The sequence below is a fragment of the Pantoea sp. X-Soil-OKNW-713 genome (assembly GCF_059730685.1).
Genome location: NZ_AP035995.1, coordinates 3,912,976 through 3,936,918 on the forward strand (window position 1 = coordinate 3,912,976; position 23,943 = coordinate 3,936,918).

Annotated in this window: 21 protein-coding genes; 7 read left to right on the forward strand and 14 right to left on the reverse strand. The window is 54.8% G+C overall.

Annotation, left to right across the window (positions count from 1 at the left end; all coding sequences use genetic code 11):
* Positions 1-2: 2 nt before the first annotated feature.
* Together tamB and tamA are read right to left on the reverse strand one after the other, a co-directional pair.
* Positions 3-3,773: an autotransporter assembly complex protein TamB gene (tamB, locus tag AC6I8R_RS18190; RefSeq protein ID WP_497832676.1), complete on the reverse strand. Its 3,771-nt coding sequence runs from the start codon at positions 3,771-3,773 to the stop codon at positions 3-5.
* Complete coding sequence (gene tamA / locus AC6I8R_RS18195) at positions 3,770-5,509, reverse strand: autotransporter assembly complex protein TamA (protein ID WP_021183552.1); 1,740 nt, start codon at positions 5,507-5,509, stop codon at positions 3,770-3,772. The genes tamB and tamA overlap by 4 nt, the downstream gene beginning before the upstream one ends.
* Before the next feature lie 451 nt (positions 5,510-5,960).
* Here tamA and paeA point away from each other — a divergent pair, with 451 nt between their 5' ends.
* Positions 5,961-7,304, forward strand: a complete 1,344-nt coding sequence (gene paeA, locus AC6I8R_RS18200) for a polyamine export protein PaeA (protein ID WP_021183553.1) — start codon at positions 5,961-5,963, stop codon at positions 7,302-7,304.
* Between the two features lie 46 nt (positions 7,305-7,350).
* Here the strand turns inward: paeA and AC6I8R_RS18205 are convergent, their stop codons facing one another.
* A complete protein-coding gene (locus AC6I8R_RS18205) occupies positions 7,351-7,557 on the reverse strand; it encodes a DUF1107 domain-containing protein (protein ID WP_021183554.1) in 207 nt (68 codons plus the stop codon).
* Positions 7,558-7,875: 318 nt separating this feature from the next.
* Between AC6I8R_RS18205 and AC6I8R_RS18210 the strand changes: the two genes are divergently transcribed.
* Positions 7,876-8,430 (forward strand): YtfJ family protein, encoded by a 555-nt coding sequence (locus tag AC6I8R_RS18210; protein ID WP_021183555.1) that lies wholly within the window; start codon positions 7,876-7,878, stop codon positions 8,428-8,430.
* 67 nt (positions 8,431-8,497) lie between these two features.
* Here AC6I8R_RS18210 and cysQ read toward each other — a convergent pair whose 3' ends face one another.
* The gene (cysQ, locus tag AC6I8R_RS18215; protein ID WP_021183556.1) at positions 8,498-9,244 is read right to left on the reverse strand and encodes a 3'(2'),5'-bisphosphate nucleotidase CysQ; all 747 of its coding nucleotides are present in this window, start codon (positions 9,242-9,244) and stop codon (positions 8,498-8,500) included.
* A gap of 283 nt (positions 9,245-9,527) precedes the next feature.
* On the opposite strand from cysQ, the gene AC6I8R_RS18220 reads away from it, so the two are divergent.
* Positions 9,528-11,474 carry a bifunctional 2',3'-cyclic-nucleotide 2'-phosphodiesterase/3'-nucleotidase gene (locus AC6I8R_RS18220; protein WP_415175262.1) on the forward strand — a complete coding sequence of 649 codons (1,947 nt, stop codon included), beginning with the start codon at positions 9,528-9,530 and terminating at the stop codon, positions 11,472-11,474.
* A gap of 37 nt (positions 11,475-11,511) precedes the next feature.
* Here AC6I8R_RS18220 and bamJ read toward each other — a convergent pair whose 3' ends face one another.
* Positions 11,512-12,132, reverse strand: coding sequence for a BamJ family beta-barrel-assembly machinery protein (gene bamJ / locus AC6I8R_RS18225; protein WP_021183558.1), 621 nt, complete (start codon positions 12,130-12,132; stop codon positions 11,512-11,514).
* Positions 12,133-12,348: 216 nt separating this feature from the next.
* On the opposite strand from bamJ, the gene AC6I8R_RS18230 reads away from it, so the two are divergent.
* Complete coding sequence (locus AC6I8R_RS18230) at positions 12,349-12,993, forward strand: OapA family protein (protein ID WP_021183560.1); 645 nt, start codon at positions 12,349-12,351, stop codon at positions 12,991-12,993.
* Positions 12,994-13,039: 46 nt separating this feature from the next.
* Here AC6I8R_RS18230 and rplI read toward each other — a convergent pair whose 3' ends face one another.
* Genes rplI through rpsF form a run of 4 tightly spaced genes read right to left on the reverse strand, consistent with a single transcriptional unit; the run spans position 13,040 to position 14,479 of the window.
* Positions 13,040-13,489 carry a 50S ribosomal protein L9 gene (rplI, locus tag AC6I8R_RS18235; protein WP_021183561.1) on the reverse strand — a complete coding sequence of 150 codons (450 nt, stop codon included), beginning with the start codon at positions 13,487-13,489 and terminating at the stop codon, positions 13,040-13,042.
* Between the two features lie 38 nt (positions 13,490-13,527).
* Positions 13,528-13,755 carry a 30S ribosomal protein S18 gene (gene rpsR, locus AC6I8R_RS18240; RefSeq protein ID WP_000135199.1) on the reverse strand — a complete coding sequence of 76 codons (228 nt, stop codon included), beginning with the start codon at positions 13,753-13,755 and terminating at the stop codon, positions 13,528-13,530.
* A 4-nt stretch (positions 13,756-13,759) separates the two neighbouring features.
* Positions 13,760-14,035 (reverse strand): primosomal replication protein N, encoded by a 276-nt coding sequence (gene priB, locus AC6I8R_RS18245; protein WP_051337944.1) that lies wholly within the window; start codon positions 14,033-14,035, stop codon positions 13,760-13,762.
* Positions 14,036-14,083: 48 nt separating this feature from the next.
* Positions 14,084-14,479, reverse strand: a complete 396-nt coding sequence (rpsF, locus tag AC6I8R_RS18250; RefSeq protein ID WP_013510684.1) for a 30S ribosomal protein S6 — start codon at positions 14,477-14,479, stop codon at positions 14,084-14,086.
* 388 nt (positions 14,480-14,867) lie between these two features.
* Between rpsF and AC6I8R_RS18255 the strand changes: the two genes are divergently transcribed.
* Positions 14,868-15,074, forward strand: coding sequence for a hypothetical protein (locus AC6I8R_RS18255; protein ID WP_021183563.1), 207 nt, complete (start codon positions 14,868-14,870; stop codon positions 15,072-15,074).
* 49 nt (positions 15,075-15,123) lie between these two features.
* Here AC6I8R_RS18255 and yjfP read toward each other — a convergent pair whose 3' ends face one another.
* Positions 15,124-15,873 (reverse strand): esterase, encoded by a 750-nt coding sequence (gene yjfP, locus AC6I8R_RS18260; RefSeq protein ID WP_497832677.1) that lies wholly within the window; start codon positions 15,871-15,873, stop codon positions 15,124-15,126.
* Positions 15,874-16,034: 161 nt separating this feature from the next.
* Between yjfP and AC6I8R_RS18265 the strand changes: the two genes are divergently transcribed.
* Together AC6I8R_RS18265 and bsmA are read left to right on the forward strand one after the other, a co-directional pair.
* Positions 16,035-17,966, forward strand: coding sequence for a methyl-accepting chemotaxis protein (locus AC6I8R_RS18265; RefSeq protein ID WP_415173830.1), 1,932 nt, complete (start codon positions 16,035-16,037; stop codon positions 17,964-17,966).
* Positions 17,967-18,021: 55 nt separating this feature from the next.
* A complete protein-coding gene (gene bsmA, locus AC6I8R_RS18270) occupies positions 18,022-18,348 on the forward strand; it encodes a biofilm peroxide resistance protein BsmA (protein ID WP_021183566.1) in 327 nt (108 codons plus the stop codon).
* Here bsmA and AC6I8R_RS18275 read toward each other — a convergent pair.
* The 4 genes from AC6I8R_RS18275 to nsrR form a co-directional block, all read right to left on the reverse strand.
* Positions 18,322-19,950: an isovaleryl-CoA dehydrogenase gene (locus AC6I8R_RS18275; RefSeq protein ID WP_497832678.1), complete on the reverse strand. Its 1,629-nt coding sequence runs from the start codon at positions 19,948-19,950 to the stop codon at positions 18,322-18,324. The genes bsmA and AC6I8R_RS18275 overlap by 27 nt on opposite strands.
* An 85-nt stretch (positions 19,951-20,035) precedes the next feature.
* Positions 20,036-20,770, reverse strand: coding sequence for a 23S rRNA (guanosine(2251)-2'-O)-methyltransferase RlmB (rlmB, locus tag AC6I8R_RS18280; RefSeq protein ID WP_021183568.1), 735 nt, complete (start codon positions 20,768-20,770; stop codon positions 20,036-20,038).
* A 110-nt stretch (positions 20,771-20,880) separates the two neighbouring features.
* Positions 20,881-23,319 carry a ribonuclease R gene (gene rnr, locus AC6I8R_RS18285; RefSeq protein WP_021183569.1) on the reverse strand — a complete coding sequence of 813 codons (2,439 nt, stop codon included), beginning with the start codon at positions 23,317-23,319 and terminating at the stop codon, positions 20,881-20,883.
* A 16-nt stretch (positions 23,320-23,335) separates the two neighbouring features.
* Positions 23,336-23,779: a nitric oxide-sensing transcriptional repressor NsrR gene (gene nsrR, locus AC6I8R_RS18290; RefSeq protein WP_021183570.1), complete on the reverse strand. Its 444-nt coding sequence runs from the start codon at positions 23,777-23,779 to the stop codon at positions 23,336-23,338.
* Positions 23,780-23,943: the final 164 nt, after the last annotated feature.

The following is a 23,943-nucleotide window of genomic DNA, read 5'->3' on the forward strand; positions in this document are numbered from 1 at the left end:
TGCTAAAACTCAAACTGATAGAGCAAATCCAGTGCCTGATCAACGCCAGACACGGCTTCCAAATAGAGTTTGGGCATCAGGCGATAACGCAAGGTTAAGGTCGCCAGTGAATCAAATATGCCAACACCGTATTTTACTTGCAGACCCGGCAACACATAACCACTTACCTGCACCTGCTGGCTGTCGCCAACACCGGTGGTATCAAGCGCAAGGTTACTGACGCCAAATGTCTCCCCGATTTTACCCATAACCTGCCCACTTTGTGCAACCCCCAGGCCAATTAACGCAGAAGTTAGTGCATTGCTGTCGCCGTTGGCATCGAGTCCCTGACCACGCAACAGATAAGAAAGCGCCTCCTGCTGCGACATCGCCGGGTCAGAGAAGATTTCAACTTTAGGTTCATCGGCTAACCCGGTCACGCGAATCCCGGCGGTGACATCATCCTCAGTCGATTCCGGGTTGCGGATAGCTTCGAGGTTCAGATAAGGCTGATCAGGCGGTCCGGCGAATTGCAACTCGCCTTTGCGTACAATCAGATCCTGACCGTAAGCACGGAACCGACCGTCCGGGATATTAATCTGGCCGTTCAGACCAAGACCGGTTTTATCCTGCACCAGCTTCAGGTCGCCATTCAGCTTCGCTTTCAGGCCGAAGGCTGACAAACGTACATCGTTTCCGACGTGGATAACCAGATTGCTGTTGATCGGGATGGCGGTGGTTTTCGGCTGAATCGGTTTCAGATTCTGGTCCAGCATCACTTCGTCCGAGGACACGCCAGTTGCACTTTCCGGCACTTCCTGCACGGTGATGCGCGCCCAGGGAATATCCACCCGGCCATCAAGATTGAAAGCTGCTGGCGTCGCTTCAAACACCAGGTCTGGCGACACATCCATACGCACCATTGGCGGTACGGTGACGCGTACCCGGCTGCCCTGCGCAGCAATGCGCGCACGCCAGTTATCGAGCTGGCTCCAGTCAGCATTGCCGTTAAGGTTGATATTGCCCTGGGCGGTCTGAATCAAGCCATTGAGGGTCGAACTCATCCCGTTAAATACCATGTTGAGGTTAGCCGCGGTGAGGTCAACCGGCATAAAACTGGCTTCAACGTCCACGCCACTCAACGCCAACTGGCCGAACACCTGCGGCTGTTGCAGATTGCCGCCGAGCCGAAGGGCGCTGTTGAGATTGCCCTTGATCTTCTCGCCCTGCATCAATGCCGGGTTGAACATCGCCAACGAAATATTGCTGATGTTGACGTTACCCGATAGCTGACGACGTTTCTCGGGGTCAGCGATTTGCACATCGCCACTTAACTGCCCGTTATTCACAATGCGAATTAGCCAGTCGAGCTGAGCACGACCGTTGTGCATGGCGGCATTGAGGTTCAGGGTGTCGAAAGCAATCGGCAGGGTATTACCCTGCACATCCTGTTCGACTTTCACGCCATTGCCCTTCAGTGCAACGGTGCCGGTCGGCAGTGCGCCGTCGGCCGTCCAGTTCACGCGTGCATCGCCGCTGAATACGCCGGTCAGCTTAGTTTCATCTGTGAGGAAAGGTTTGATCATCGCTAAATCAAAACGACTCAGCACCACATGGGCGTGACCACTGGCACCCGCTTCAATCGGCTCCGGCACGCACACCTGCGCATTCGGGTTTTGCCAGCAGTGTGGCCCGATAGTCGCGGTTTGTTTGCTGTTGAGATAATCAATCGCCATCGCCCGCGTCAGACGCCACTCGCCTACCGGGGTGTCGAAGCGGGTATTGTTCAACGTCCCCTGCCAGTGCTGCGTTTTGCGGTCAAAGCTGCCGTTGAGCGCCAGCTGACCGGAAACCGGCTCACCCTGCACGTTCAGTTTCAACTGATGCTGCTTTTCGTTGCCGTCAGCATTGAGCGTCAGCAGATTGATCGCCAGCGTATCCTGCTTCAGTTGCTCAACGCGCAGTTGCAGTTTACCCGCCACCTGGTCGCTGGATTTCACGTCTCCCTGCAACGCAACACGCGCAATGCTCAACGCCTGCCAGCGCAAGCCGGTAGCAGTAAGGTCAGCCAGCACCTGCGGTGCCTTAAGCGTTCCGCGTGCCTTGATGTTGCCTTTCACCACACCGCCCAACCCTGGCAGCGCATTGTCGAGGTGCGGCGCATCAATGACGGCGTCCAGATTCAGTGCATCCCCCAGTTCGCCTTTGACATCAACATGGTTACGTCCCAGCACCAGATTGATTCCGGGGATTTTCCACTGGTTGTAACTGTTGCCGGTGAGAGAACCATCGGCGCTGACCGCATTATTTTTCACATTCCCTTTCAGCTGTAGCTGCGGCACGCTCAGCTGCCAACTGCCGCCGTACAGGCTACCGCGTGTGGCGATTTTGCCATCCAGCTTCGCTGGCCACTCCGGGTATTGTTTGGCGGTGTTGATGCCGGATAGCGTCAGTTCACTGTGCCAGCTGATCGCTTTGCTCCAGTCCACCAGAGCGGTCAGGTCGATATTGCCCTGCAACGCCGCCACCCGCAGCTTGTCGAGATTGAACTGCTGTACATTGCCTTTGCCGTCGAGTGAGATGTCAGCAGGTGGGACACCTTCTCCTTTCACCGCCGTACGCAATGACATCACGTAATCGGTGGCTTTGCCTTTAAACTGATAATCCAGCTTATCCGCCTGATACTGCACCGGGCCGGTCAGTGGCCAGCGCAGTTGCGGGCTGGTAAGTTTCAGTGACAACGGCAGCCCCACCACCGCAGGCTGGGCGGCAGCATCTAACTGCGCCTGCACCGGGCCAGAGAGATTAAGCGCCAGCTTTAACTCATCACGCAGCGCGCCGCTCAGGTTCAGTTTGATCTTCTCCCCTTTAATCGGGTCGAGATTCACCGCACCGTTGAGCGCAAAATTGACCGGCCAGTTATCGGCCAGAGTGGCCTCACCGCTGGCGTTGACCCGCCCCTGCGTGGAATCCACATCGAAGGTTTCCAGTTGCAGATGGCGATCGTTCGTCTGGGCTTTCAGCAGCAGGCTGTTGATGGTGACATCGGTATCGCCGGTCAGTCGCAGTTGTTTACCGCTCAGCTCCTGTACGGTGATATCCAGCGGCAGTGCAAAGTCCGGTAACGCAGGCAGTAGCGGTTGAGCAAACATCGCCTGTAGCGTCTCGCCCAGCGGTTTCTCTTCCGGCTGCGGTTGCTGAACTTTCGGCTGCACCACCTGCTCATCGACGACTTTGGCTACTTTAGGTAGCGCAATCAGCAGGCTTTCAATATGGGTTGGTGTCAGTGTCAGCGCACGCTCCTGCCAGTGCAGGCCGGTGGTGAAATCCAGCAGCGAAATCGCCGTGTCATCCACTTTGACATTGATGTTATGCAGACCGACTTTGCTGAGGGTGATCGGATAGGGGGTGCTGAGATTGGTCGTCCCGCTCTCCGGCTCCGGCGCAGGCGCACTGGCCGGTGCCATTTTCTTACTATCTACCACCACGCTGACATCCTGCAACGCGATGTCATCGACACACACCGATGAGTGCAGCAGACAATTCAGGTTGAGCGCCAGATGGAAGCGTCCGGCATCCACGCTGACGCCCGGCATTTCATACTTCACGCCACTGAGCGTCAGATCGCGCCAGCCACCTTCGACTTTGTTGATGGATAATCCCGGCACCCAGCGATCGGCCCCTTTCAACAACAGATGCAAACCCGGTGTGGTGCCAATCAGAAACGCCACGCTGCCGAAAATCAGCAGCAGAAAAATACCAAAACCAATCAGGACCTTTTTCCACAGCTTCATAGTTCAGGCCCCAGTCCGATATAAAATTGCAATCCATGCTCCTCGTCATCACCAATCGGACGAGCGATATCGAGTTTGATTGGCCCGACCGGAGAGGCCCAGCGCACGCCAAAGCCCGCGCCGGTTTTAAAGTTGCTTTGTTTGATATCGTTCACCGCTTCGCCGGAGTCGATGAACACCGCTCCCCACCATTTTCCGGTGACGTTGTACTGATATTCGACGGAGCCGGTCGCCAGTTTCGAGGCACCGGTCAGCTTACCGTTGTCATCGCGCGGTGAAATTCCCTGATATTTGTAACCGCGAATGCTGCGGTCACCCCCGGCGAAGAAGCGTAAGTCGGGCGGGACTTTTTCAAAATCGTTGGTTTCAATCCAGCCAAGATTGCCGCGTAGCACAAAGCGATTCTTCTCACCCAACGTGCGAATCCAGACGTTTTGCGCCTGTAAGATCAGGAAGTCGACATCTGAACCCCAGGTGGTATCCGACACATCTGCTGAATAGCGCTGCGAATCGCCCCAGTTTGGCATCAGGCCACCACGCGAACGGGTACGGCTAAGGCTGACGCCGGGATACAGCAGCATGGTGGTGTTGGTGACGCTACCCTGGGTAAAGTGGTCAAGACTCCAGCGCAGGTTGACGGCTCTTTGCCAGCCGCTGCTGCTGTCCCAGTTACGTGACACGCCAAGCGTGGTGGTGTCAGCTTTGGTGTCGTTCAGGTCGGTGCGTTTTACCCCACCGGAGAAGGTATAATATTGTTCCAGCGGGCTTTTCAGCAGCGGGACTTTATAGCTGAGATCGAGCTGCTGTTCCGGCGCGGAAATATAGGCGCTGGTGGTCAGGCTATGGCCGCTGTCATTAATCCACGGCTTTTTCCAGGTGCCTTTCAGACGCGGCCCGACATCGGTGGAGTAACCGATACCGGTTTCGATGGTGTTTTCCGTGCGCGGAGAAACAACGGCATTGAGCGGCAACACTTTGGTTTGTCGCCCTTTATCAAATTCGGGTGCCACCACGACCGAGTTGAACCACCCTGTGGCGGAGAGACGGCGGTTTAGTTCTGCCAAATCGCGCGAGCTGTAGGGATCGCCCTCTTTAAACGGCACCAGATTGCGCAGATAGGCTTCATTAATCTGCGATCCCTGAAAAGTTACATCACCAAAGCGATAACGTGGGCCGCTGTCATAATCGATGTTCCAAAACGCCTCACGACGCTCCACTGACACGCCAAGCTGGCTCTGCTTAAAGTCACCGTCGAAATAACCATTACGCAGCGCCAGGCTGGAGAAACCGCTTTTAAATTTGTCGTAATCACCATGATTGAGCTGAGTACCCACCTTCGGGGTGCCCTGCTTAACCCAGGCTTTGTAGTCGGGGTCGTTTTTCGCGGCACCTTCCACCACGATGGTACTGCCGCCAATCTTGACGGGCTCTCCGGCCGTGACGCGCGCGATTAATACCGGGCGTCCCCCCTGCGGCGGTGCCGGACGCGATTCGAAATCAATCTGAGGCTCATAGTAACCCAGGGCGCGTAGCCCCTCTTTAACCGCTACGGCAACGCGCGCGCGGAAACGACCGTCGTTGGAAACCTCGTCGCTACCAATGGTGGAGAGGCGCGCCCTGACGTTTTTCTCTAAATCCCCGGATAAGCCTTCCAGCTGCAATCGCACCTTGGCCGCATGAAGGGCAGGTGCGACCAGCAACAGGCTGGCCATGCAATAAATATGAAATCGTGGCACGCTTACTCCTGTTAATAATGCCTGCCCCTATTCCGCAGGGGCATTTTTTTGTTTCGCGGGTAAAACCCGTGCAGGCATACCCATCAGCATAGCCGCTCTTTTCCCCGAACAGCTGCGTAAAAACGGCAATTAAGCCAAATCGTGTCTATTGTCGGCAAATGACCGGAGCGATACAACAACGAAGCGGCGCTTCTGCGGGTTCTTGACAAGCACTCAGACTAATCTTAAGCGCTGTTACGTCTCCGCTGGCGGCATGATGAGCGCTGCTGCTATAATCACCGTCCGGCAGGCATCGCCTGCTTTCATTTCTGCCCCGACGTTTACTGACTTGTCGAATTGGCGCAGACATTTTTGGCACGGATAGCCCTGTTTGACTGGTAAGTACCGGATGTACGCCCTTTCTGAGCTGCCCAGGCCAAAAATGACAAGTGATTAACCCAACGGACCTTTTATGCTCGATAGCTTACTTGTCATTCTTTTACTGATTATTATCAGTGCCTTTTTTTCTCTGTCGGAAATCTCGCTGGCGGCTGCCCGCAAGATCAAGCTTAAGCTGCTGGCCGATGAAGGAAATATTAATGCTCAGCGTGTCCTGAAGATGCAGGAGACGCCGGGTATGTTCTTTACCGTGGTGCAGATTGGCCTGAACGCGGTGGCGATCCTCGGTGGTATCGTCGGCGATGCGGCCTTCTCCCCCGCTTTTAACTCGCTGTTTACCCGTTTTGTCTCGCCAGAGCTGGCCGATCAACTGAGCTTTATTTGCTCCTTCACCATCGTCACCAGCATGTTCATTCTGTTTGCCGATTTAACCCCGAAACGGGTTGGCATGATCGCGCCGGAAGCCATTGCGCTGCGTATCATCAATCCGATGCGCTTCTGCCTGCTGGTGTTCCGCCCGTTGGTATGGCTGTTTAACGGACTCGCGAACGTCTTCTTCCGTATTTTTAACCTGCCGATGGTGCGTAAGGACGACATCACCTCCGATGACATCTACGCCGTGGTGGAAGCCGGTGCACTGGCCGGGGTGCTGCGTAAGCAGGAACATGAGCTGATTGAGAATGTGTTCGAGCTGGAATCACGCACCGTGCCTTCTTCCATGACGTCGCGTGAAAATATCGTCTGGTTTGATCTGCACGAAGACGAAAGCAGCCTGAAAGCGAAAATCGCCGAGCACCCGCACTCCAAATTCCTCGTCTGCGATGGCGATATTGACCATATTGTCGGTTATGTCGATTCCAAAGAGTTACTGCTGCGCGTACTGGGTAATCAAAGCATGACGCTGAACAGCGGCGTGCAAATTCGCTCGGCGTTGATTGTGCCGGATACGCTGACGTTATCCGAAGCACTGGAAAGTTTTAAAACCGCCGGTGAAGATTTTGCGGTGATCATGAACGAATACGCGCTGGTGGTCGGTATTATCACGCTGAATGATGTGATGACTACCCTGATGGGCGATCTGGTCGGCCAGGGGCTGGAAGAACAGATTGTGGCGCGTGATGAGAATTCGTGGCTGGTAGAAGGCGGTACGCCGATTGATGACGTGATGCGCGTGCTGCATATCGATGAGTTCCCACAGTCGGGCAACTATGAAACCATCGGCGGCTTTATGATGTATATGCTGCGCAAGATCCCGAAACGTACTGATTTTGTGAAATTTGCGGGTTATAAGTTTGAAGTGGTGGATATCGACAGCTATCGCATCGACCAGTTGCTGGTAACGCGTATTGATGAACGCCCGCCGGTGCTGAATGTGGCGAAAAACGCCGCCGCTGATGCTGAAAATCCCTCATCGTAACCACGCGATAAAAAATTCAGGGCGCCATCGGCGCCCTTTCTTCTGCTTAATTGTACTCGGCTTGTAGCCGCAGCACATGGCGATTGATTTCGGACATCACGCTTAAGTGCTGCACGTCTTTGACACGCGGGATAAGCACCTTCCCTTTATCGAATTCGAATGCGCCAACGTCCTTGATGTACAACCTTCCTTTAAATAGCGTTTTTACGTATTTCGCAATTTGCAGCGGATTATAACGCTGGAAGATCTTCATGCTGTTCTTAACTCCTGTACAGATGTAAAACGCTTCGCCGTTGCCAAAATCGGTACGAACCCATGAAGCGCAAATAAGGCCTAAACTATAGAACATCCTGCGTTGCGGATGTTCCGAAAAAATGAATTTTTTACTGAATTGACACATCATTACAGAACACTCTGTTATCACGGTCACACAATCCAGTATAAACCTTCGGACATTAAGGAATTGTGGCGTTGGTTACAAAGCTGTGAACTCGCCGCGACAGGGCGCATCATCCACGCTTATTATTGCAGGAACATGACCAACTGGTCTGATCACTCAGGAGCAACTTTCATGCGATTGCCACATCTGGTGTTTGCACTGGCGCTACTTTTACCTAATCTCGCTGCGGCACACCTGTTCAAACAGGGGGAGCGCGTACCTGCGGTCGGTATCAATGACAAAGGAGAATTGCTCTGGCAGCAGGATAAATTTAGTTATCGCCCGTGGAATAGCGCGCAGCTCATCGGCAAAGTGCGGGTCATCCAGCATATTGCCGGGCGATCATCAGCTAAAGAACAAAATGCGGCATTGGTTGAAGCCATTAAAGCCGCCGGTCTGCCACATGACCGCTACCAGACCACCACCGTGGTCAATACTGACGATGCCATTCCAGGCACCGGTATGTTTGTACGTAGCAGCATCGAAAGTAATAAGCAGCAATATCCGTGGTCGCAATTTATCGTCGATAGCAACGGCAACGCGCGTAAAGCCTGGCAACTGGAAAGTGGCGGTTCAGCGGTGGTGGTGCTGGATAAGAGCGGGCATGTGCAGTTCGCCAAAGATGGTGCACTGACGCAACAAGAAGTACAGCAGGTGATGACGCTGTTACATCAACTGCTGAAGTAGCGGCGCGATTTATCGCGCGCCCTGGACCTTCAACGGCGCGATCTATTGCGCCGTTACGGTTTGCGGATCAAAACAGCGACACGCGAAAGCCGGGATTGAGGAACGACTCACGCGGAGCATAGTCAAGGGTTTTGCCGGTCCAGTCATGCACATGCGCGCCTGCGGCGATCGCGACGGCGTGCCCGGCACCGGTATCCCAAATGTTAGTTGGTCCAAAGCGCGGGTAGAGTTGGGCTTTCCCCTCGGCTACCAGGCAGAATTTTAGTGATGAGCCGATGGCCGTCGTCTGATGTTCGCCCAACTGCTGCAAATACTCTTTCAGCTCCTCATCCTTATCGAAATGGGAACGGCTGATCACCACCAGCGGTGGGCGTGCATCGCGCACATGCACCTGGGTTTTGTTGCCCCCCTCTTCTTTCCAGGCTTTGCCTTCCGCAGCGGAATAAAGCACGCCGATGGCGGGCGCATACACCACACCCAGCACGGGTTTTCCTTTTTCAATCAGGGCGATATTTACCGTGAACTCGCCATTACGCTTGATAAACTCTTTGGTGCCGTCCAGCGGATCGACCAGCCAGTAACGCTGCCAGTGCTGACGGATTTCCCAGCCTGGTGGATCTTCCTCTGACAACACCGGTACGTCAGGCGTCAGGCTATTCAGCCCGCTCACAATGACTTTATGCGCGGCGAGATCAGCTGCCGTGACCGGAGAGTCGTCAGCCTTGCGTTCGATATCCATCGGCTGTACGCCGTTGTAAACCTGCATAATTGCATCGCCCGCCTCACGAGCCAGCTGGCAAATTTGCTCTAACATACTTCACCTCTTTTCTGCTGATTCTGCTTACTCGCTGCCAACGGTAAACCTGTATCCATTTTAGCAGGCGACCCGTGTTACCCGAGGCACACGCCGGGGCGAGCGCAATCTATTTTAATATCAATATCATAGTTCAACGCATGCCGTCATCTGTGACCTGATGCTCTGTGGCATCGGTACAGCCACATGGCAAAACCCTGAAGCACATCACGTTTTCATCTGACAATTTGTCACCTTTTTACATTATTTTGAGAGGCCAATTGGACAGCAACAAGGAGGCAACATGTTCAAAGTGAGCATGGCGTTACTGACATTCGGCCTTTCAGCCGCTCTGGCACAGGCCGCAACGGTGGATTTGCGCATTCTGGAAACCACCGATCTGCACAGCAATATGATGGACTTTGACTATTACAAAGACACCCCAACAGAAAAGTTTGGCCTGGTACGTACCGCCACGCTGATTCATCAGGCGCGTTCGCAGGTCAAAAATAGCGTGCTGGTGGACAATGGCGACATCATTCAGGGCAGCCCGCTCGGTGATTACATGGCAGCGAAAGGGTTGAAACCCGGCGAAGTCCATCCGGTGTACAAAGCGCTTAATACGCTGGATTACAGCGTTGGTAATCTCGGCAACCACGAATTTAATTATGGCCTGCCTTATTTGAAAAAAGCGCTGGCGGGCGCGCGTTTTCCTTATGTGAACGCCAACATTATTGACCTGAAAAGCGGAAAACCGCTGTTTACCCCTTATCTTATTAAAGAAACTACCGTCACTGACCGCGACGGGAAGCCACAAAAGTTAAAAATCGGTTACATCGGCTTCGTTCCGCCGCAGATTATGATCTGGGATCGCAACAATCTACAGGGAAAAGTTCGCGTTGATGACATCACGGAAACAGCGAAGCGTTATGTGCCGGAAATGCGTACAAAAGGTGCTGAAATAATCATCGCTATCCCACATTCCGGTTTAAGCAGTGAGCCGTATCACGCCCTGGCGGAAAACTCGGTTTATTACCTCAGCCAGGTTCCAGGCATTGATGCCATCATGTTTGGGCATGCGCATGCGGTGTTCCCGAGTAAAGATTTTGCCGCCATTAAAGGTGCAGACATTGCACAGGGGACGCTGAATGGCGTGCCTGCTGTGATGCCTGGCATGTGGGGCGATCACCTCGGTGTAGTCGATCTGGTGTTGGATAACGCCAGCGGTCACTGGCAGGTGAAGCAGGGCAAAGCCGAGGCGCGTCCGATTTATGACAGTGTGACCAAAAAATCACTGGCTGCTGAGGACGCCGGGTTGGTGAAAGTACTGGCACAGGATCATCGTGCTACGCGCGCCTTTGTCGCCAAACCGATCGGCAAATCCGCTGATGTGATGTACAGCTATCTCTCGCTGGTACAGGACGATCCTACGGTGCAGATCGTCAATAACGCCCAGCGTGCCTATGTTGAACATTTTATTCAGGGCGATCCCGATCTTAGCCGCTTGCCGGTACTGAGTGCGGCGGCCCCTTTCAAAGCGGGTGGTCGCAAAAACGATCCGGCCAGCTACGTGGAAGTGGAGAAAGGCAATCTGACCTTCCGCAATGCCGCAGACCTCTATCTCTATCCCAACACCCTGGTGGTAATGAAGGTCAGCGGGGCGCAGGTGAAGGAGTGGCTGGAGTGCTCTGCCGGGCAGTTTAACCAGATCGATCCACACAGCGCTAAACCACAATCGCTGATCAACTGGGATTTTCGCACCTATAACTTTGATGTCATTGACGGCGTGCAGTACCAGATTGATGTCACCCAACCGGCGCGCTACGACAACGAATGTCAGCTGATCAATAAAGATGCCTCACGTATTAAGGATCTCACCTGGCAGGGCAAACCCATTGATCCTGGCATGACATTCCTGGTGGCAACCAATAACTATCGCGCTTACGGCGGCAAATTTGCGGGGACAGGAGATAAGTTCGTGGCGTTTGCTTCGCCCGATGAGAACCGCTCGGTGGTAGCGGCTTATATCAGCAGCGAAACCAAAGCGCATGGCGAGGTGAAACCGCAGGCGGATCATAACTGGCGTCTGGCAGCGATTCATACTTCTACGCCGTTAGATATCCGTTTCGAAACCGCACCTGGCGCGAAAGCTACCGGCTTTATCCAGCAACACGCGGATTATCCGATGAAAGCGGTAGGAAGTGACGAGATTGGTTTTGCGATTTGGCAGGTAAATTTACAACAGCAGTGAGGGATGGCGGGCGGCAAATCGCCGCCCTGCCTGAGCCTTACAGGATTTCCAGCAGCTCTACTTCAAAGATCAGGGTGCTGAAAGGCGGGATGGAGGCACCCGCGCCACGCTCACCGTAGGCGATGTTATGAGGGATAACCAGTTCCCATTTGGAACCAACCGGCATCAGGGTCAGGGCCTCAATCCAGCCGGCAATCACGCCGCTTACCGGGAATTCTGCCGGTTCGCCACGCGCCACAGAGCTATCAAACACGGTGCCGTCAATCAGCTTACCGGTGTAGTGCACACGCACGCGGTCCTGACGAGACGGGATAGCCCCATCACCCTGTTTGATCACGCTGAATTGCAGACCTGATTCGGTGCTGCTTACGCCTTCACGCTGTGCGTTCTGCTCAAGGAACTTCTGACCTTCTGCCGCCATCGCCTGTACGCGCTCACGACGCACGCCTTCAGCACGCTCGTGTACTTCGCGCAGGGCGCGGTGAACCACATCAACCGGAACTGCCGGTGAATTCCCTTCCAGCGCGTCGCGCAGGCCCGCGAGCAGCGCTTCCGGCTGCAAACCTTGCAGTCCGGACTCCAGCAGCTGCTGGCCTACCTGTAAACCGATACCGTAACTTGCTTGTGCTTCGACGCTGTCGAATGAAGGGGTTGTCATCTTGTTTCCTTAATCCCGGAGAAAAATAGAAACGGCAGCATAACAGCGCAGGCCGCTGGCGTAAAATCTCGCGCATCACAGATGACATTTCTCAGGGAAAGAGAAACAATACAGACGTCAAATTTTTCAATGCTGGCAGGCACTTCGTGCCCACATTGCCCATACTACACTAGAGGAGAGGATGAGCCTTTCCTCCGTCGAGATAAGAGAGAATACATGGGCCAGATCGCCCCACGACGTCGCAGGACGCGCGCACCGCGTACTTTTTTACCCTGGTTGCAACGTTGGCTGCCGCAAGGTAAACGCCAGGCCGCCAGTGAGGAGGTTTCACGAATGGCTTCTGCTACCCCTTCCCGCTTTGTTGGCGGTCTGCACCGCGTCTGGCATCTGCTGGACAATGTTCGCTGGATGGATCCCCTGCCCGCGCTGCACCGTCGCGGTATCGTGATTGCGCTGCTGGTCATCCTGTTAGCCTTTCTGTGGCCCAGCAGCACGCCGCAGTATCCGGTGGAACGCCCGGTCAGCGAAAGCGCTCCCAAAGAAGTACCGATGCAGGCGGAGATTTATGACAACAAGAGCACACCAACCGCTGATTCACAGGGTGAGTGGCACACCTATACCGTTGCCTCCGGCCAGACGCTGGCGCAGCTATTTCGCGATAACAATTTACCGGTGAATGATGTGTTTGCGATGGCACGAGTGGAAGGCAACGATCAACCGCTAAGTGCGTTGCAAAGTGGTCAGCAGGTGAAAATTCGTCAGAATGCCCAGGGTGTGGTGACAGGATTAACCGTGGACAGCGGCAACGGACCGGTGCTGTTTACCCGTCAGCCAGACGGCAGCTTTATCCGCGCGCAATAACAAAAAAGCCGGCACAAGGCCGGCTTTTCCGCATTACCGAGTAAAATTACTCAGCAACGACATTCACAACCAGTTTCGCGAACACATCGCCGTGAACCTGGAAGTCAACTTCGTGCTCACCAACGGTGCGCAGAACGCCGTTCGGCAGACGAACTTCGCTCTTAGACACTTCAACGCCAGCTGCAGTTACAGCGTCAGCGATGTCGCGAGTACCGATGGAACCGAACAGTTTACCTTCGTCGCCTGCTTTAGACGCAACGGTAACGCTGCCCAGAGCATTGATTTTCTCAGCGCGCGCGTTAGCAGCTGCCAGAACTTCAGCCAGTTTGGCTTCCAGTTCAGCGCGACGAGCTTCGAATTGCTCCAGATTTTTCTTGGTAGCTGGTACCGCTTTCTGCTGCGGGAACAGGAAGTTACGTGCGTAACCCGCTGCAACGTTTACCAGGTCACCCAGGTTACCCAGGTTTACTACTTTATCAAGCAGAATAACTTGCATTACCTTATCCTCTTAAAGTCGTGGTTGACGGCGGCCGATTACTGATGACGATCAGTGTACGGCAGCAGGGACAGGTAACGCGCGCGCTTGATAGCACGAGCCAGCTGACGCTGGTATTTAGCGCGAGTACCGGTGATACGGCTCGGTACGATCTTACCGCTTTCGGTGATGTAGTTTTTCAGCGTAGCGATATCTTTGTAATCGATCTCTTGAACGCCTTCCGCAGTGAAGCGGCAGAATTTGCGACGACGGAAATAACGTGCCATTTGGCTAGTCTCCAGAATCTATCAATTCAATCTGCTCGGCATGTAACACAATTCTACTCTGGCCGTTGCGTGCCTGATGGCAGCTAATAAAACCTTCGAGAATGAGTTGCGTGCCGACCGTTATATGTTGAGTAATCGCCTGATGGGCGCTGCCGCTGATAATCACCGGCATCTGACACCAGGCTTGCCGGTGAAACCCGGCTTCCTCCTGCATGGAACGGTGCTCAAGCACGAACTGGCAGTGAGGAATTCCTGACGGACTGACTTTTCGAACCGGCATCTTGCACACAGTGCCAGAGAGGCGCAGTCGATTGGTCGTCACGTTGGATTACTCTTCAGAATCCCCAGCATCTGAGTCATCTGCCGCTTCGTTAGCGAAATCTTCACGGCGTTCACGACGCTCGTCTTTCGCTTTAACCATCGGAGATGCTTCAGTTACCGCGTGCTTAACGCGCATAACCATGCTGCGGATAACGGCGTCGTTGAAGCGGAAGTTAGTTTCCAGCTCGTCAATCACTTCCTGCGGCGCTTCTACGTTCAGCAGAACGTAGTGTGCTTTGTGCAGTTTGTTGATCGGGTAAGCCAGCTGACGGCGGCCCCAGTCTTCCAGACGGTGGATCGTGCCCTGAGCACCAGTGATAGCACCAGTGTAACGCTCGATCATGCCCGGAACCTGTTCGCTCTGGTCAGGATGGACCATAAATACGATTTCGTAATGACGCATCGAAATTGCTCCTTACGGATTATTCAGCCTCCTGTCAGGGTCAGCTGCGGCCCACGGAAGCAAGGAACGTTATAGGTTGTGATTCATCCGATAAATGAAACACACCTCTGAATGCAGCTGAAAAATTGACGCGTAATCATACTGACGTTGCCCGCTAAACTCAAGCGCACAATTCATCAAATGGCGTGCTACGTGCCAGGCAAGGCGTCATTTTGTGCTAACGATGGTAATTCAGTGGGTTAAGCGGTGTGACGAGAAAAAGGCTGAACAACAGGTTCAACAGGCCTGGCTGGCAGCAATTTGGTGAAGAACTAAACTATTTATGGGCGCAACGGTTCGGCTTGTCGTCGGCGTCTGAGAGTGAATTCCCTGTAGTGAGGAGTCGATTATGAAAACTTTCGTTATCGCTGCTTTACTGGGTCTCTTCCTGTCTACTCCCGCGGTTGCCAGCACTACTGATTATGCGCAGCAGATGCGAAGCAACAGCAGCCAAGCGGCATCAGGCCCTGTCTACGTCAACCGGCTGGGCGCACCCAGTGATAACCACACCGGCGCCAATAGCAGCGCGGCTGAACGGTTATCGTCTCAATTGTAGTCCGGTGTGTCGTAACGGGCTGGCGGTGGATTGCCAGCCCGAATTCATTTCACAGATGATGTTTGAAAAAACTCACCAGCGCGCACAACGCTGAAGGGGTGATTTTGTGCCCAATCTGCTTCTCCGACAGAAAGGTTAACTTGCCGTCGAGTTGCGCTTCACGTAATGCCTTCTCCAGCCGCACCGTTTCGGCAAACGGCACCACTTCATCAGCTTCGCCATGCCATAACAACAGAGGTCGGTTCGCCAGTTTTTCTAGGTGCTGGCTGGGATCATAAGGGGCCAGCGGTGCCAGACGTGCGGCAAAAGTTTCTTTTTGCTCCGGCGTGCGCGCCACCAGCGGTGGAAACAGCGTATGGCTCAGTTGCATAAAGTAGCCCGACCCCATCATGCAGGCGACGCTGTGGATCTGCGGATAACGTGCCATTGCCCCCAGCGCCGTCATCCCGCCCATCGACGCCCCCGCCACAGCAAAGCGTTCTTCCGCAATCCAGTCTTTTTCCCGCAGTGCCGCTTCCAATAGCGGCAATTCGTCAATGTTTTGTCTGAGAATCTCCCAGAAATGCGTCATGCGGGTTTCGGTATCGCCGTTATAACGCGCACCATGCATATCCGCATCCGGCATCACCACACGAAACCCCGCTTGTGCCAGGGCAACCGCAAAGTAGCTGTACACCTCTTTCGACGAGGTGAAGCCATGATAAAACAGCACGGTCGGTAAACGCGCCTGGCGCTGTCCCGCGGGTGCCGCATGGATACACTGGATTCCTGCCAGCGTTTCCGTCGCCAGTTCAATCATGTCGCCTCCGTTGAGAATGATTATCACCTGCTCAAGTGTAAACCCTGCACTTCAAAACGCGAGTCACTTCACATTTTTGTGCGAATAATTTCCACCCTAAACTTTTTGCCCAATTTGCCGTTGATCTTGTATCCCTTCATCCACATCAACATAGGTACTTTATGAAGCGTCTCTCTCTCAGCGCAATGGGTCTCGGCATCAAGCTGTCTGTACTGACGTCTTTAAGCGTAGCCGTGGTACTGCTGACCCTGACCCTGACCCTGAGCCACAACGCCGCTCGCCAGCTGGAGCAACTGGCGACTGACGATATGCAAAATCAGGTGCAGGGCATCAGCGAGATGGCCACCATGTTTAATACCACCCTCTCTGCCGAGGTGGCGAATTACACCCGATTGTTTCAGAGTTTTCTGCCGAAGCGCTTTAGTCGCGATGAAAGCGCCCGCATCCAGGTGGGTGACATCAGCACGCCGACCCTGCGTGCCGGGCTGAAAACCCTCAACCTTGACCAGATTGCGGTGGATGATTTCCTCGATCGTACCGGTGCCGTGTCGACTGTTTTCGTGCGTGACGGTGATGATTATGTCCGTATCGCAACGTCGCTGAAGAAGGAAGACGGCAACCGTGCGATCGGTACGCGACTGGACCGCAGCAGTGCCGCCTGGCGTAACGTCAATCAGGGCAACGTTTATCGTGGCCTGGCTACCTTGTTTGGTCACCGTTACATCACGCAATATCAGCCCGTCACCGATGACAGCGGTGCGGTGATCGGCATCCTGTTCGTCGGGGTACAAATCGATAAACAGTACGCGCTGATGCGCGAAAAAGTGCTGGCCCGCCATCTCGGCGACAGCGGGCGCTTCTTTGTGCTGAACGGTGCAGCCGGTGCCACTCAGGGACAATATCTGTTTGATAGCCAGCGCGAAGGCAAATTGCCGCTGTGGAGTGCGTCGACACAGCAACAATTGCTGAATGAGCCAAAAGGTCTGGTCGCCATTCCGCTGGACGGTGAAACCAAACTTCTGGCCTGGCAGCAGTTGCCGGGCTGGAACTGGATTATTGCCGGGGAAGTCAGCCAGGCCAGCCTGCTGGCTCCGATTACCCAAAGCCGTAACCTGTTTATCGCTATAGGTCTGGCGTTGGTGATTGCCTTTGCCATCGGCTTTATGTGGTACAGCCGCCGGGCCATCACCCGCCCGCTTCATCAGGTGATCCATTTAGCCGAGGAGTATGCGGCAGGGAATCTCCAGGCGCATCTCGACTCGACTCGCCATGATGAAATTGGCCAGTTAGTGGCGGCGATTAACGGCATTGGTGATGGCCTGGAGCAGATCGTCGGTCAGGTGCGCCAGACTGCACAGCAGATCAGCCAGGGCACCGACAATATTGCCGCCAGCAGCCAGAACATCAGCGAACAGATTGGTCGCCAGGCCAGCAGCGTGGAACAAACCTCCGCCAGCATGGAACAGTTTGGCGCAACCGTAGCGCAAACTGCGGCCAACGTGCGCCAGGCGCTGGTATTGGTGGGTGAGACTGACCAGACCGTGTCCCAGGGTGGCAAAACCGTATCACGTTCGGTCAGCACCATGACCGAAATACGCGTCGCCTCACAAAGCATCGCCGATATCACCCATGTGATTGAATCTATCGCGTTCCAGACCAATATCCTGGCACTGAATGCGGCGGTAGAAGCGGCACGAGCCGGTGAGCATGGTAAAGGCTTCGCCGTGGTGGCGGCGGAAGTTCGCGCACTGGCGCAGCGCAGCGCCCAGGCAGCCAAAGAGATTGACGGACTGATCACCAGCTCCATCAGTAAGGTAGCGGAAGGTCATGCCCTGTCTGAGCAGACGCGTGATGCCATGCAACACATTGTGGAACATATCACGCAGGTAAAAGCCCTGATGGGTGAGATCAATGTTGCCGCACAGGAACAGGCCGCAGGCATTGGTCAGGTGAATCTGGCGATGAACCACATCAGCCAGGCTACCCATCAGAACAGCGATCTGGTGACTGAATCTGAGGCCACAGCCCAAAGCCTGAGTCAGCAGGGCCATCATCTGACCCAGTTGGTGAGTATTTTTCATCTCAAGTCATAATGCGGCACGGGAAGATGGCATACACTTGAGCCATCTTCCCTGAACCGGAGCTACCATGCGCGTTTCGTTATTTCTGGCCTTCAGCCTGCTGTTGAGCGGCTGCTCGGCACTGACGCCAACTCCCAAAGCGCCACCGCCACCCACCACACATGCTCAGGAAATTAATCGAGCGCAGAGCTACGGCCTGCCCAAACTCGGTACCATCAGCGCTCAGGTGCGCGGCTCGCCGGATGATGCCCAGCGCGCTATCGCCGCCAGAGCGAATCAGTTGGGTGCGACGTATTATCAGGTTTTGATGCTGGATGAGACGGTTTTGCCCGGTTTCTGGTACGCCACCGCCATCCTTTATGGCCCCTCAACCGGAACAGGCTCGCAGCAGTAACCGCGAGTTAAGATCGTGGCTTAATGGCCGCTGCCCGCGCGTATCGAGAAACTGCTGACACCAGCCATCGGCCAGTGGCGGTTCAGCCACTTTGAGCAGGATGGCCGCCGTGGCCAGTTGCAACAATTCCGTCGTGACCGCGCGCGCTTGCCCCTCCTGCACATTGCCGAGACGCAAACGCAGTTGCCGCCAGCGACGGTCGAAATGACGGTTGCAGCCTTTGACTGTCTCCAGTTCGTCACTGATCATCGCCAGCATATCGGATTGCCGATTCAGAACCCGTAGCACATCCAGGCACATCACATTGCCGGAGCCTTCCCAGATGCTGTTGACCGGCATCTCACGATACAGGCGTGGCAGTTCGCTTTCTTCGCAATAACCAATGCCGCCGAGCACCTCCATAGCTTCGGCCACAAAGGGTATCCCGGCCTGGCAAATAACATACTTGGCTGCGGGGGTGAACAGCCGCGCATAGAGGCGCTCATGCTCGCTGACCGGGGTTGACCAGGCACGAGCCAGACGCAGCAGCAGGGCTGTTTGTCCCTCTAGCTGGAGCGCCTGCTGTGCCAGCACCGTGCGCATCAGGGGCTGATCGCTGAGATTTTTGCCCATCACCTGGCGTTGTTGCGCATGATGCAGGGCGATGGAGAAGGCGCGACGCATCAGCCCGTGACTGCCAAGCGCGCAATCGAAACGCGTCATTCCTCCCATCTTCAGAATCAGACGGATGCCTTCGCCCTCTTCGCCCATTAACCAGCCGATGGCGTCCTGGAATTCCACTTCGCAGCTGGCATTGGAACGGTTGCCGAGTTTGTCTTTCAGACGTTCAAGCCGAATGGCGTTACGCTCGCCATCCGGTAACAGGCGCGGCAGGAAAAAGCAGCTCAGACCACCCGCGGTCTGTGCCAAGATCAGGTGCGCATCGCTTTGCGGCACCGAGAAAAACCATTTATGCCCGACGATACGATAAGCCTCACCTGGCCCACGCCCTCCCAGCGGTTCCGCGCGTGTGCTGTTGCTGAGCACATCAGTGCCGCCCTGCTTCTCGGTCATCCCCATGCCAATCAGCAAACCGCGCTTTTTATTACCGGGTTGATGATGCGCATCATAACGGTCGCTCAGTAACGCATCGCGCCAGTCGGCGTAGGGTTCGGGTAGATAGTTTTGCAGCAGCGGGATGGCGGCATGGGTCATGGTCACCGGACAAAGAGAGCCCGCTTCCACCTGCGCGTGCAAAATAAAACGTGCGGCGCGCGCGACCATCGCATTGGGTTGTACATCGGGTTGCCAGCTCAGATTATGCAGGCGGCTGGCACATAATCCCTGCATCAACAGATGCCAGGCAGGATGAAAACGCACCTCATCCAGTCGTTCGCCGCGCGCGTCATAGCGCACCAATTCCGGTGGCTGGGCATTGGCCAGTCGCCCCAGTTCGAGTGATTCGGCACTGCCGAGTTGCAGGCCCACAGAGGCCAGCCACTCTCGATCCCAGCTGGCACCTTCACGCGCGACAGCTTCGCATAACGGCAGATCGCGGGTGAACAGGTTGCTGTTGCTCAGTGGCTGAGGTTGATTGAAAACGTTGTGAGTGGTCCAGGTCATAACGGCTCCTCGCGCTTACCCGTCACACTAAGTATGAGGACGACGCGCAGTTATGCCTGGCACAGAAACTAATTTGCGGCGGGGATCACGCCTGACGTTGGCGCACGGCCTCAAACAGGCAAATGCCGGTGGCTACCGAGACGTTGAGGGAGGAGACACTGCCCGCCATCGGAATGCTGATCAGTTCATCGCAATGTTCACGGGTCAGACGGCGCATGCCCTCACCTTCCGCACCCATCACCAGCGCCAGGGACGCCGGCAGCTTGCTCTGATACAGCGTATGATCGGCTTCACCGGCGGTACCGACGATCCAGATCTGATATTCCTGGAGCAGACGCATGGTGCGCGCCAGGTTGGTGACACGAATCAACGGGACGTTTTCTGCGGCACCACAAGCCACTTTCTTCGCCGTCGCATTCAGTTGCGCCGAGCGATCTTTTGGCACGATCACCGCGTGTACACCAGCCGCATCGGCACTGCGCAGGCAGGCACCGAGGTTATGCGGATCGGTAACACCATCAAGGATCAACAGGAACGGATTCTCGATGGATTCCAGCAGATCCGGGAGATCCCCTTCCTGATAATTTTTACCCGGCTTCACGCGCGCCACGATACCCTGATGTACCCCGCCTTCTGCCTGACTATCGAGCCACTGGCGGTTCGCGACTTGCACGGCAATTCCCTGAGCTTCCAATGCCGCGATCAGCGGTTGCAGGCGACGATCGTCACGGCCTTTGAGGATAAAGACTTCCTGAAAACGCTGGGGGTCACGCTCCAGCAACGCCTGCACGGCATGGATACCAAAAATTATTTCACTCATTACTTAGCTCAAGGTTGGATGTCGAACAGTAGCGGCGCAATTCATTGCGCGCTTTGTAAAATCTGCGCGCTAAATCGCACCGCTACGAAATGTGCCGGAACTTTATGGCATCAGGCTTCGCTGGTTTTCTTCTTCGCCGCACGCTTCGCTTTTGTGGCGGCGGCGATTTTACGGGTTTTTTCGGAGACTTTTTTGCTTTTTTTCTCGCTTTTCGCTTTGGCTGGTTTTTTCTTGCCACTGCGGAAAGCCTCATCCGGCTCGAAATTCACGCTTTTACCGGCGTCACGGCGACGCTTCGCCGGAGGTTTGCCGCCACGCTTCTCGCGCTCACGGACGGTTTTGCCCTCACCACGCGGCACACGCTTGCTGGAAATCAGCGCGAAGTCGATTTTGCGTTCATCCATATGCACCGCTTCAACCCGTACTTCTACCGCGTCACCGAGACGATAAGTACGTCCGCCGGACTCGCCGATCAGGCGTTGGCCCACCGGATCGAAACGATAGTAATCATTATCCAGCGATGACACATGCACCAGACCATCGATAAACAAATCGTTGAGACGCACGAAGAAACCGAAACCGGTCACACTGGAGATCACACCGTTAAAGACGTTACCCACCTGATCCTGCATAAAGTCGCATTTCAGCCAGTCGGCGACGTCACGGGTGGCTTCGTCAGCACGGCGCTCAGTCATCGAGCAATGCTGACCGAGTTGCAGCATCTGCTGCATGTCGTAGTGATAACCGCCGGTAGCCGTGGTGTTGCCCTTCTCTTCACCCTGCTCTTTCGCCAGCAGATACTTGATAGCGCGATGCAGCAGCAGATCCGGGTAGCGGCGAATCGGCGAAGTAAAGTGTGCATACGACGCCAGCGCGAGGCCAAAGTGGCCGCGGTTTTCCGGGTCGTACACCGCTTGTTTCATCGAACGCAGCAGCATGGTTTGCAGCATTTCTGCGTCCGGTCGATCGGCGATTTGCGTCAGCAACTCGGCATAATCGATCGGCTGCGGTTTGCTGCCACCCGGCAGGCTCAGACCCAGTTCGTTGAGCACGGTACGGAAACTGGTGATGCTGTCATCACTGGGACGATCGTGATCGCGGAACAACGCGGGTTCTTCGTTCTTCTCTACAAAGCGCGCCGAAGCGATGTTAGCGAGGATCATGCACTCTTCAATCAGCTTGTGCGCATCGTTACGGACCGTGCGCTCGACACGTTCAATGCGGCGATCGGCGTTGAAGATAAATTTGGCTTCTTCGGTTTCAAACGAGATGCCGCCACGCTGTTCACGCGCCTTTTCCAGCACCTGGTACATTCGATGCAACTCTTCAAGATGCTTCACCAGCGGAGCATATTGCTCACGCAGCTCCGGGTTACCTTGCAGAATGTTCCACACTTTGGTGTAGGTCAGACGTGCGTGTGAATTCATCACCGCTTCATAGTGTTTGTAACCTGTGAGCTTACCGCTGGCGGAGATGGTCATTTCACACACCATACACAGGCGATCGACCTGCGGATTCAGTGAACACAGACCATTCGACAGCACTTCCGGCAGCATCGGGACCACCTGGGACGGGAAATAGACCGACGTGCCGCGCTGGTGCGCTTCGTTGTCCAGCGCGGTGCCCGGGCGCACGTAATAGCTGACATCGGCAATCGCTACCCATAAGCGCCAGCCGCCACCGCGTTTTTTCTCGCAGTAGACCGCATCGTCGAAATCGCGTGCATCTTCACCATCAATGGTGACCAACGGCAGTTGGCGCAAATCGACACGGCCTTTCTTCGCCGCTTCTGGTACTTCTTCTTTCAGTTGAGCGATCTGCTTTTCTACCGCTTCCGGCCAAACATGGGGGATTTCATGGGTGCGCAGCGCCATATCAACGGCCAGACCGGTTCCCATGTTGTCACCGAGCACTTCGGTGACTTTACCCAATGCCTTGGTACGACGTGTTGGGCGCTGGGTGATCTCCACCACCACCACGGATCCCATACGCGCATTCAGCGTCTGGTCCTGCGGGATCAGGATATCAAAGCTCAGGCGGCTGTCGTCCGGCACCACAAACCCCGTACCGGCATCGGTAAAGTAACGACCAACAATCTGGCTGTTGCGCGGTTCCAGTACCCGCACCACGCGTGCCTCGCGGCGGCCTTTACGATCCGCACCGCCAGGTTGTGCCAGAATCACGTCGCCGTGCAGACACAATTTCAACTGCTCTGCGGAGAGATAGAAATCATCTTTCTGTCCTTCCACACGCAGGAAACCATAGCCATCACGGTGGCCAATGACTTTACCGCGTAGCAGATCGAGACGTTCTGGCAGGGCGTAACATTGACGGCGGGTAAATACCAGTTGACCATCACGTTCCATCGCACGCAGACGACGACGCAACGCTTCCAGCTGCTCCTCGCTGGTGATGTTAAGTTCCTGCGCGATGTCCTCGCGGTTGGCAGGTTTTTCACGCTTTTCTAATAGCGCGAGGATAAATTCCCGACTTGGAATCGGGTTTTCATATTTTTCAGCTTCTCTGTCCTGAAAAGGGTCTTTTGACATTACGGTTCCTCCGATGTCATTTTTGATGGATTGCCACCGGCGGTTCGGACAATAAAATTTGGTACAAAGGGTCGTTACCTTTGACGAGATCGGCCAGGGTGTAGTTATCCAGTTCTTTCAGAAATAACTGGACCGCATCGTTCAAGGCTTTACGCAAGCGACAGGCTGGCGTAATCGAACATTCACTACAATTAACCAATTGTAATGGCTCCATTTTTCTTACAACGTCGCCAATGACAATTTTTTCCGGGTCCATGCCTAAACGAATTCCGCCGTTTTTACCGCGCGTTGCGGCCACAAACCCGGCCCGACTGAGTTGGTTGATGATTTTGACCATGTGATTACGCGACACCCCGTAGGTATCGGTCACTTCGGTAATGTTGGTCTGTCTGCCTTCCGGCAACGTCGCCATGTAAATCAGAGCGCGCAGACCATAATCAGTAAAACTTGTAAGCTGCACATTTACCTCAGTAAATCATCAGATGTTATTGTTATGCGCCAGCGGGCGTGGTGTTTAATTATGATGATAAACCAGTGTGTGAAGGCCGGTGCGTTTTTTTCAGGCAACTATCGATATTTGCAAGAAAAAATGGTGTGAGCGGAGTCAAAGAGCAGATAAACAGA

Bases quoted from the DNA above. Each gene is read 5' to 3' on its own strand.
- yjfP (WP_497832677.1), bottom strand. From the start codon at position 15,873: ATGATTGAACTGGCGACGGAAACGCTGGCAGGAATCCAGTGTATCCAT.
- AC6I8R_RS18265 (WP_415173830.1), top strand. From the start codon at position 16,035: ATGAAGCGTCTCTCTCTCAGCGCAATGGGTCTCGGCATCAAGCTGTCT.
- priB (WP_051337944.1), bottom strand. From the start codon at position 14,035: ATGCCGGTTCGAAAAGTCAGTCCGTCAGGAATTCCTCACTGCCAGTTC.
- AC6I8R_RS18205 (WP_021183554.1), bottom strand. From the start codon at position 7,557: ATGAAGATCTTCCAGCGTTATAATCCGCTGCAAATTGCGAAATACGTA.
- AC6I8R_RS18275 (WP_497832678.1), bottom strand. From the start codon at position 19,950: ATGACCTGGACCACTCACAACGTTTTCAATCAACCTCAGCCACTGAGC.
- AC6I8R_RS18220 (WP_415175262.1), top strand. From the start codon at position 9,528: ATGTTCAAAGTGAGCATGGCGTTACTGACATTCGGCCTTTCAGCCGCT.
- tamB (WP_497832676.1), bottom strand. From the start codon at position 3,773: ATGAAGCTGTGGAAAAAGGTCCTGATTGGTTTTGGTATTTTTCTGCTG.
- bsmA (WP_021183566.1), top strand. From the start codon at position 18,022: ATGCGCGTTTCGTTATTTCTGGCCTTCAGCCTGCTGTTGAGCGGCTGC.
- rplI (WP_021183561.1), bottom strand. From the start codon at position 13,489: ATGCAAGTTATTCTGCTTGATAAAGTAGTAAACCTGGGTAACCTGGGT.
- AC6I8R_RS18255 (WP_021183563.1), top strand. From the start codon at position 14,868: ATGAAAACTTTCGTTATCGCTGCTTTACTGGGTCTCTTCCTGTCTACT.
- rnr (WP_021183569.1), bottom strand. From the start codon at position 23,319: ATGTCAAAAGACCCTTTTCAGGACAGAGAAGCTGAAAAATATGAAAAC.
- paeA (WP_021183553.1), top strand. From the start codon at position 5,961: ATGCTCGATAGCTTACTTGTCATTCTTTTACTGATTATTATCAGTGCC.
- bamJ (WP_021183558.1), bottom strand. From the start codon at position 12,132: ATGACAACCCCTTCATTCGACAGCGTCGAAGCACAAGCAAGTTACGGT.
- cysQ (WP_021183556.1), bottom strand. From the start codon at position 9,244: ATGTTAGAGCAAATTTGCCAGCTGGCTCGTGAGGCGGGCGATGCAATT.
- AC6I8R_RS18230 (WP_021183560.1), top strand. From the start codon at position 12,349: ATGGGCCAGATCGCCCCACGACGTCGCAGGACGCGCGCACCGCGTACT.
- AC6I8R_RS18210 (WP_021183555.1), top strand. From the start codon at position 7,876: ATGCGATTGCCACATCTGGTGTTTGCACTGGCGCTACTTTTACCTAAT.
- rpsF (WP_013510684.1), bottom strand. From the start codon at position 14,479: ATGCGTCATTACGAAATCGTATTTATGGTCCATCCTGACCAGAGCGAA.
- rlmB (WP_021183568.1), bottom strand. From the start codon at position 20,770: ATGAGTGAAATAATTTTTGGTATCCATGCCGTGCAGGCGTTGCTGGAG.
- rpsR (WP_000135199.1), bottom strand. From the start codon at position 13,755: ATGGCACGTTATTTCCGTCGTCGCAAATTCTGCCGCTTCACTGCGGAA.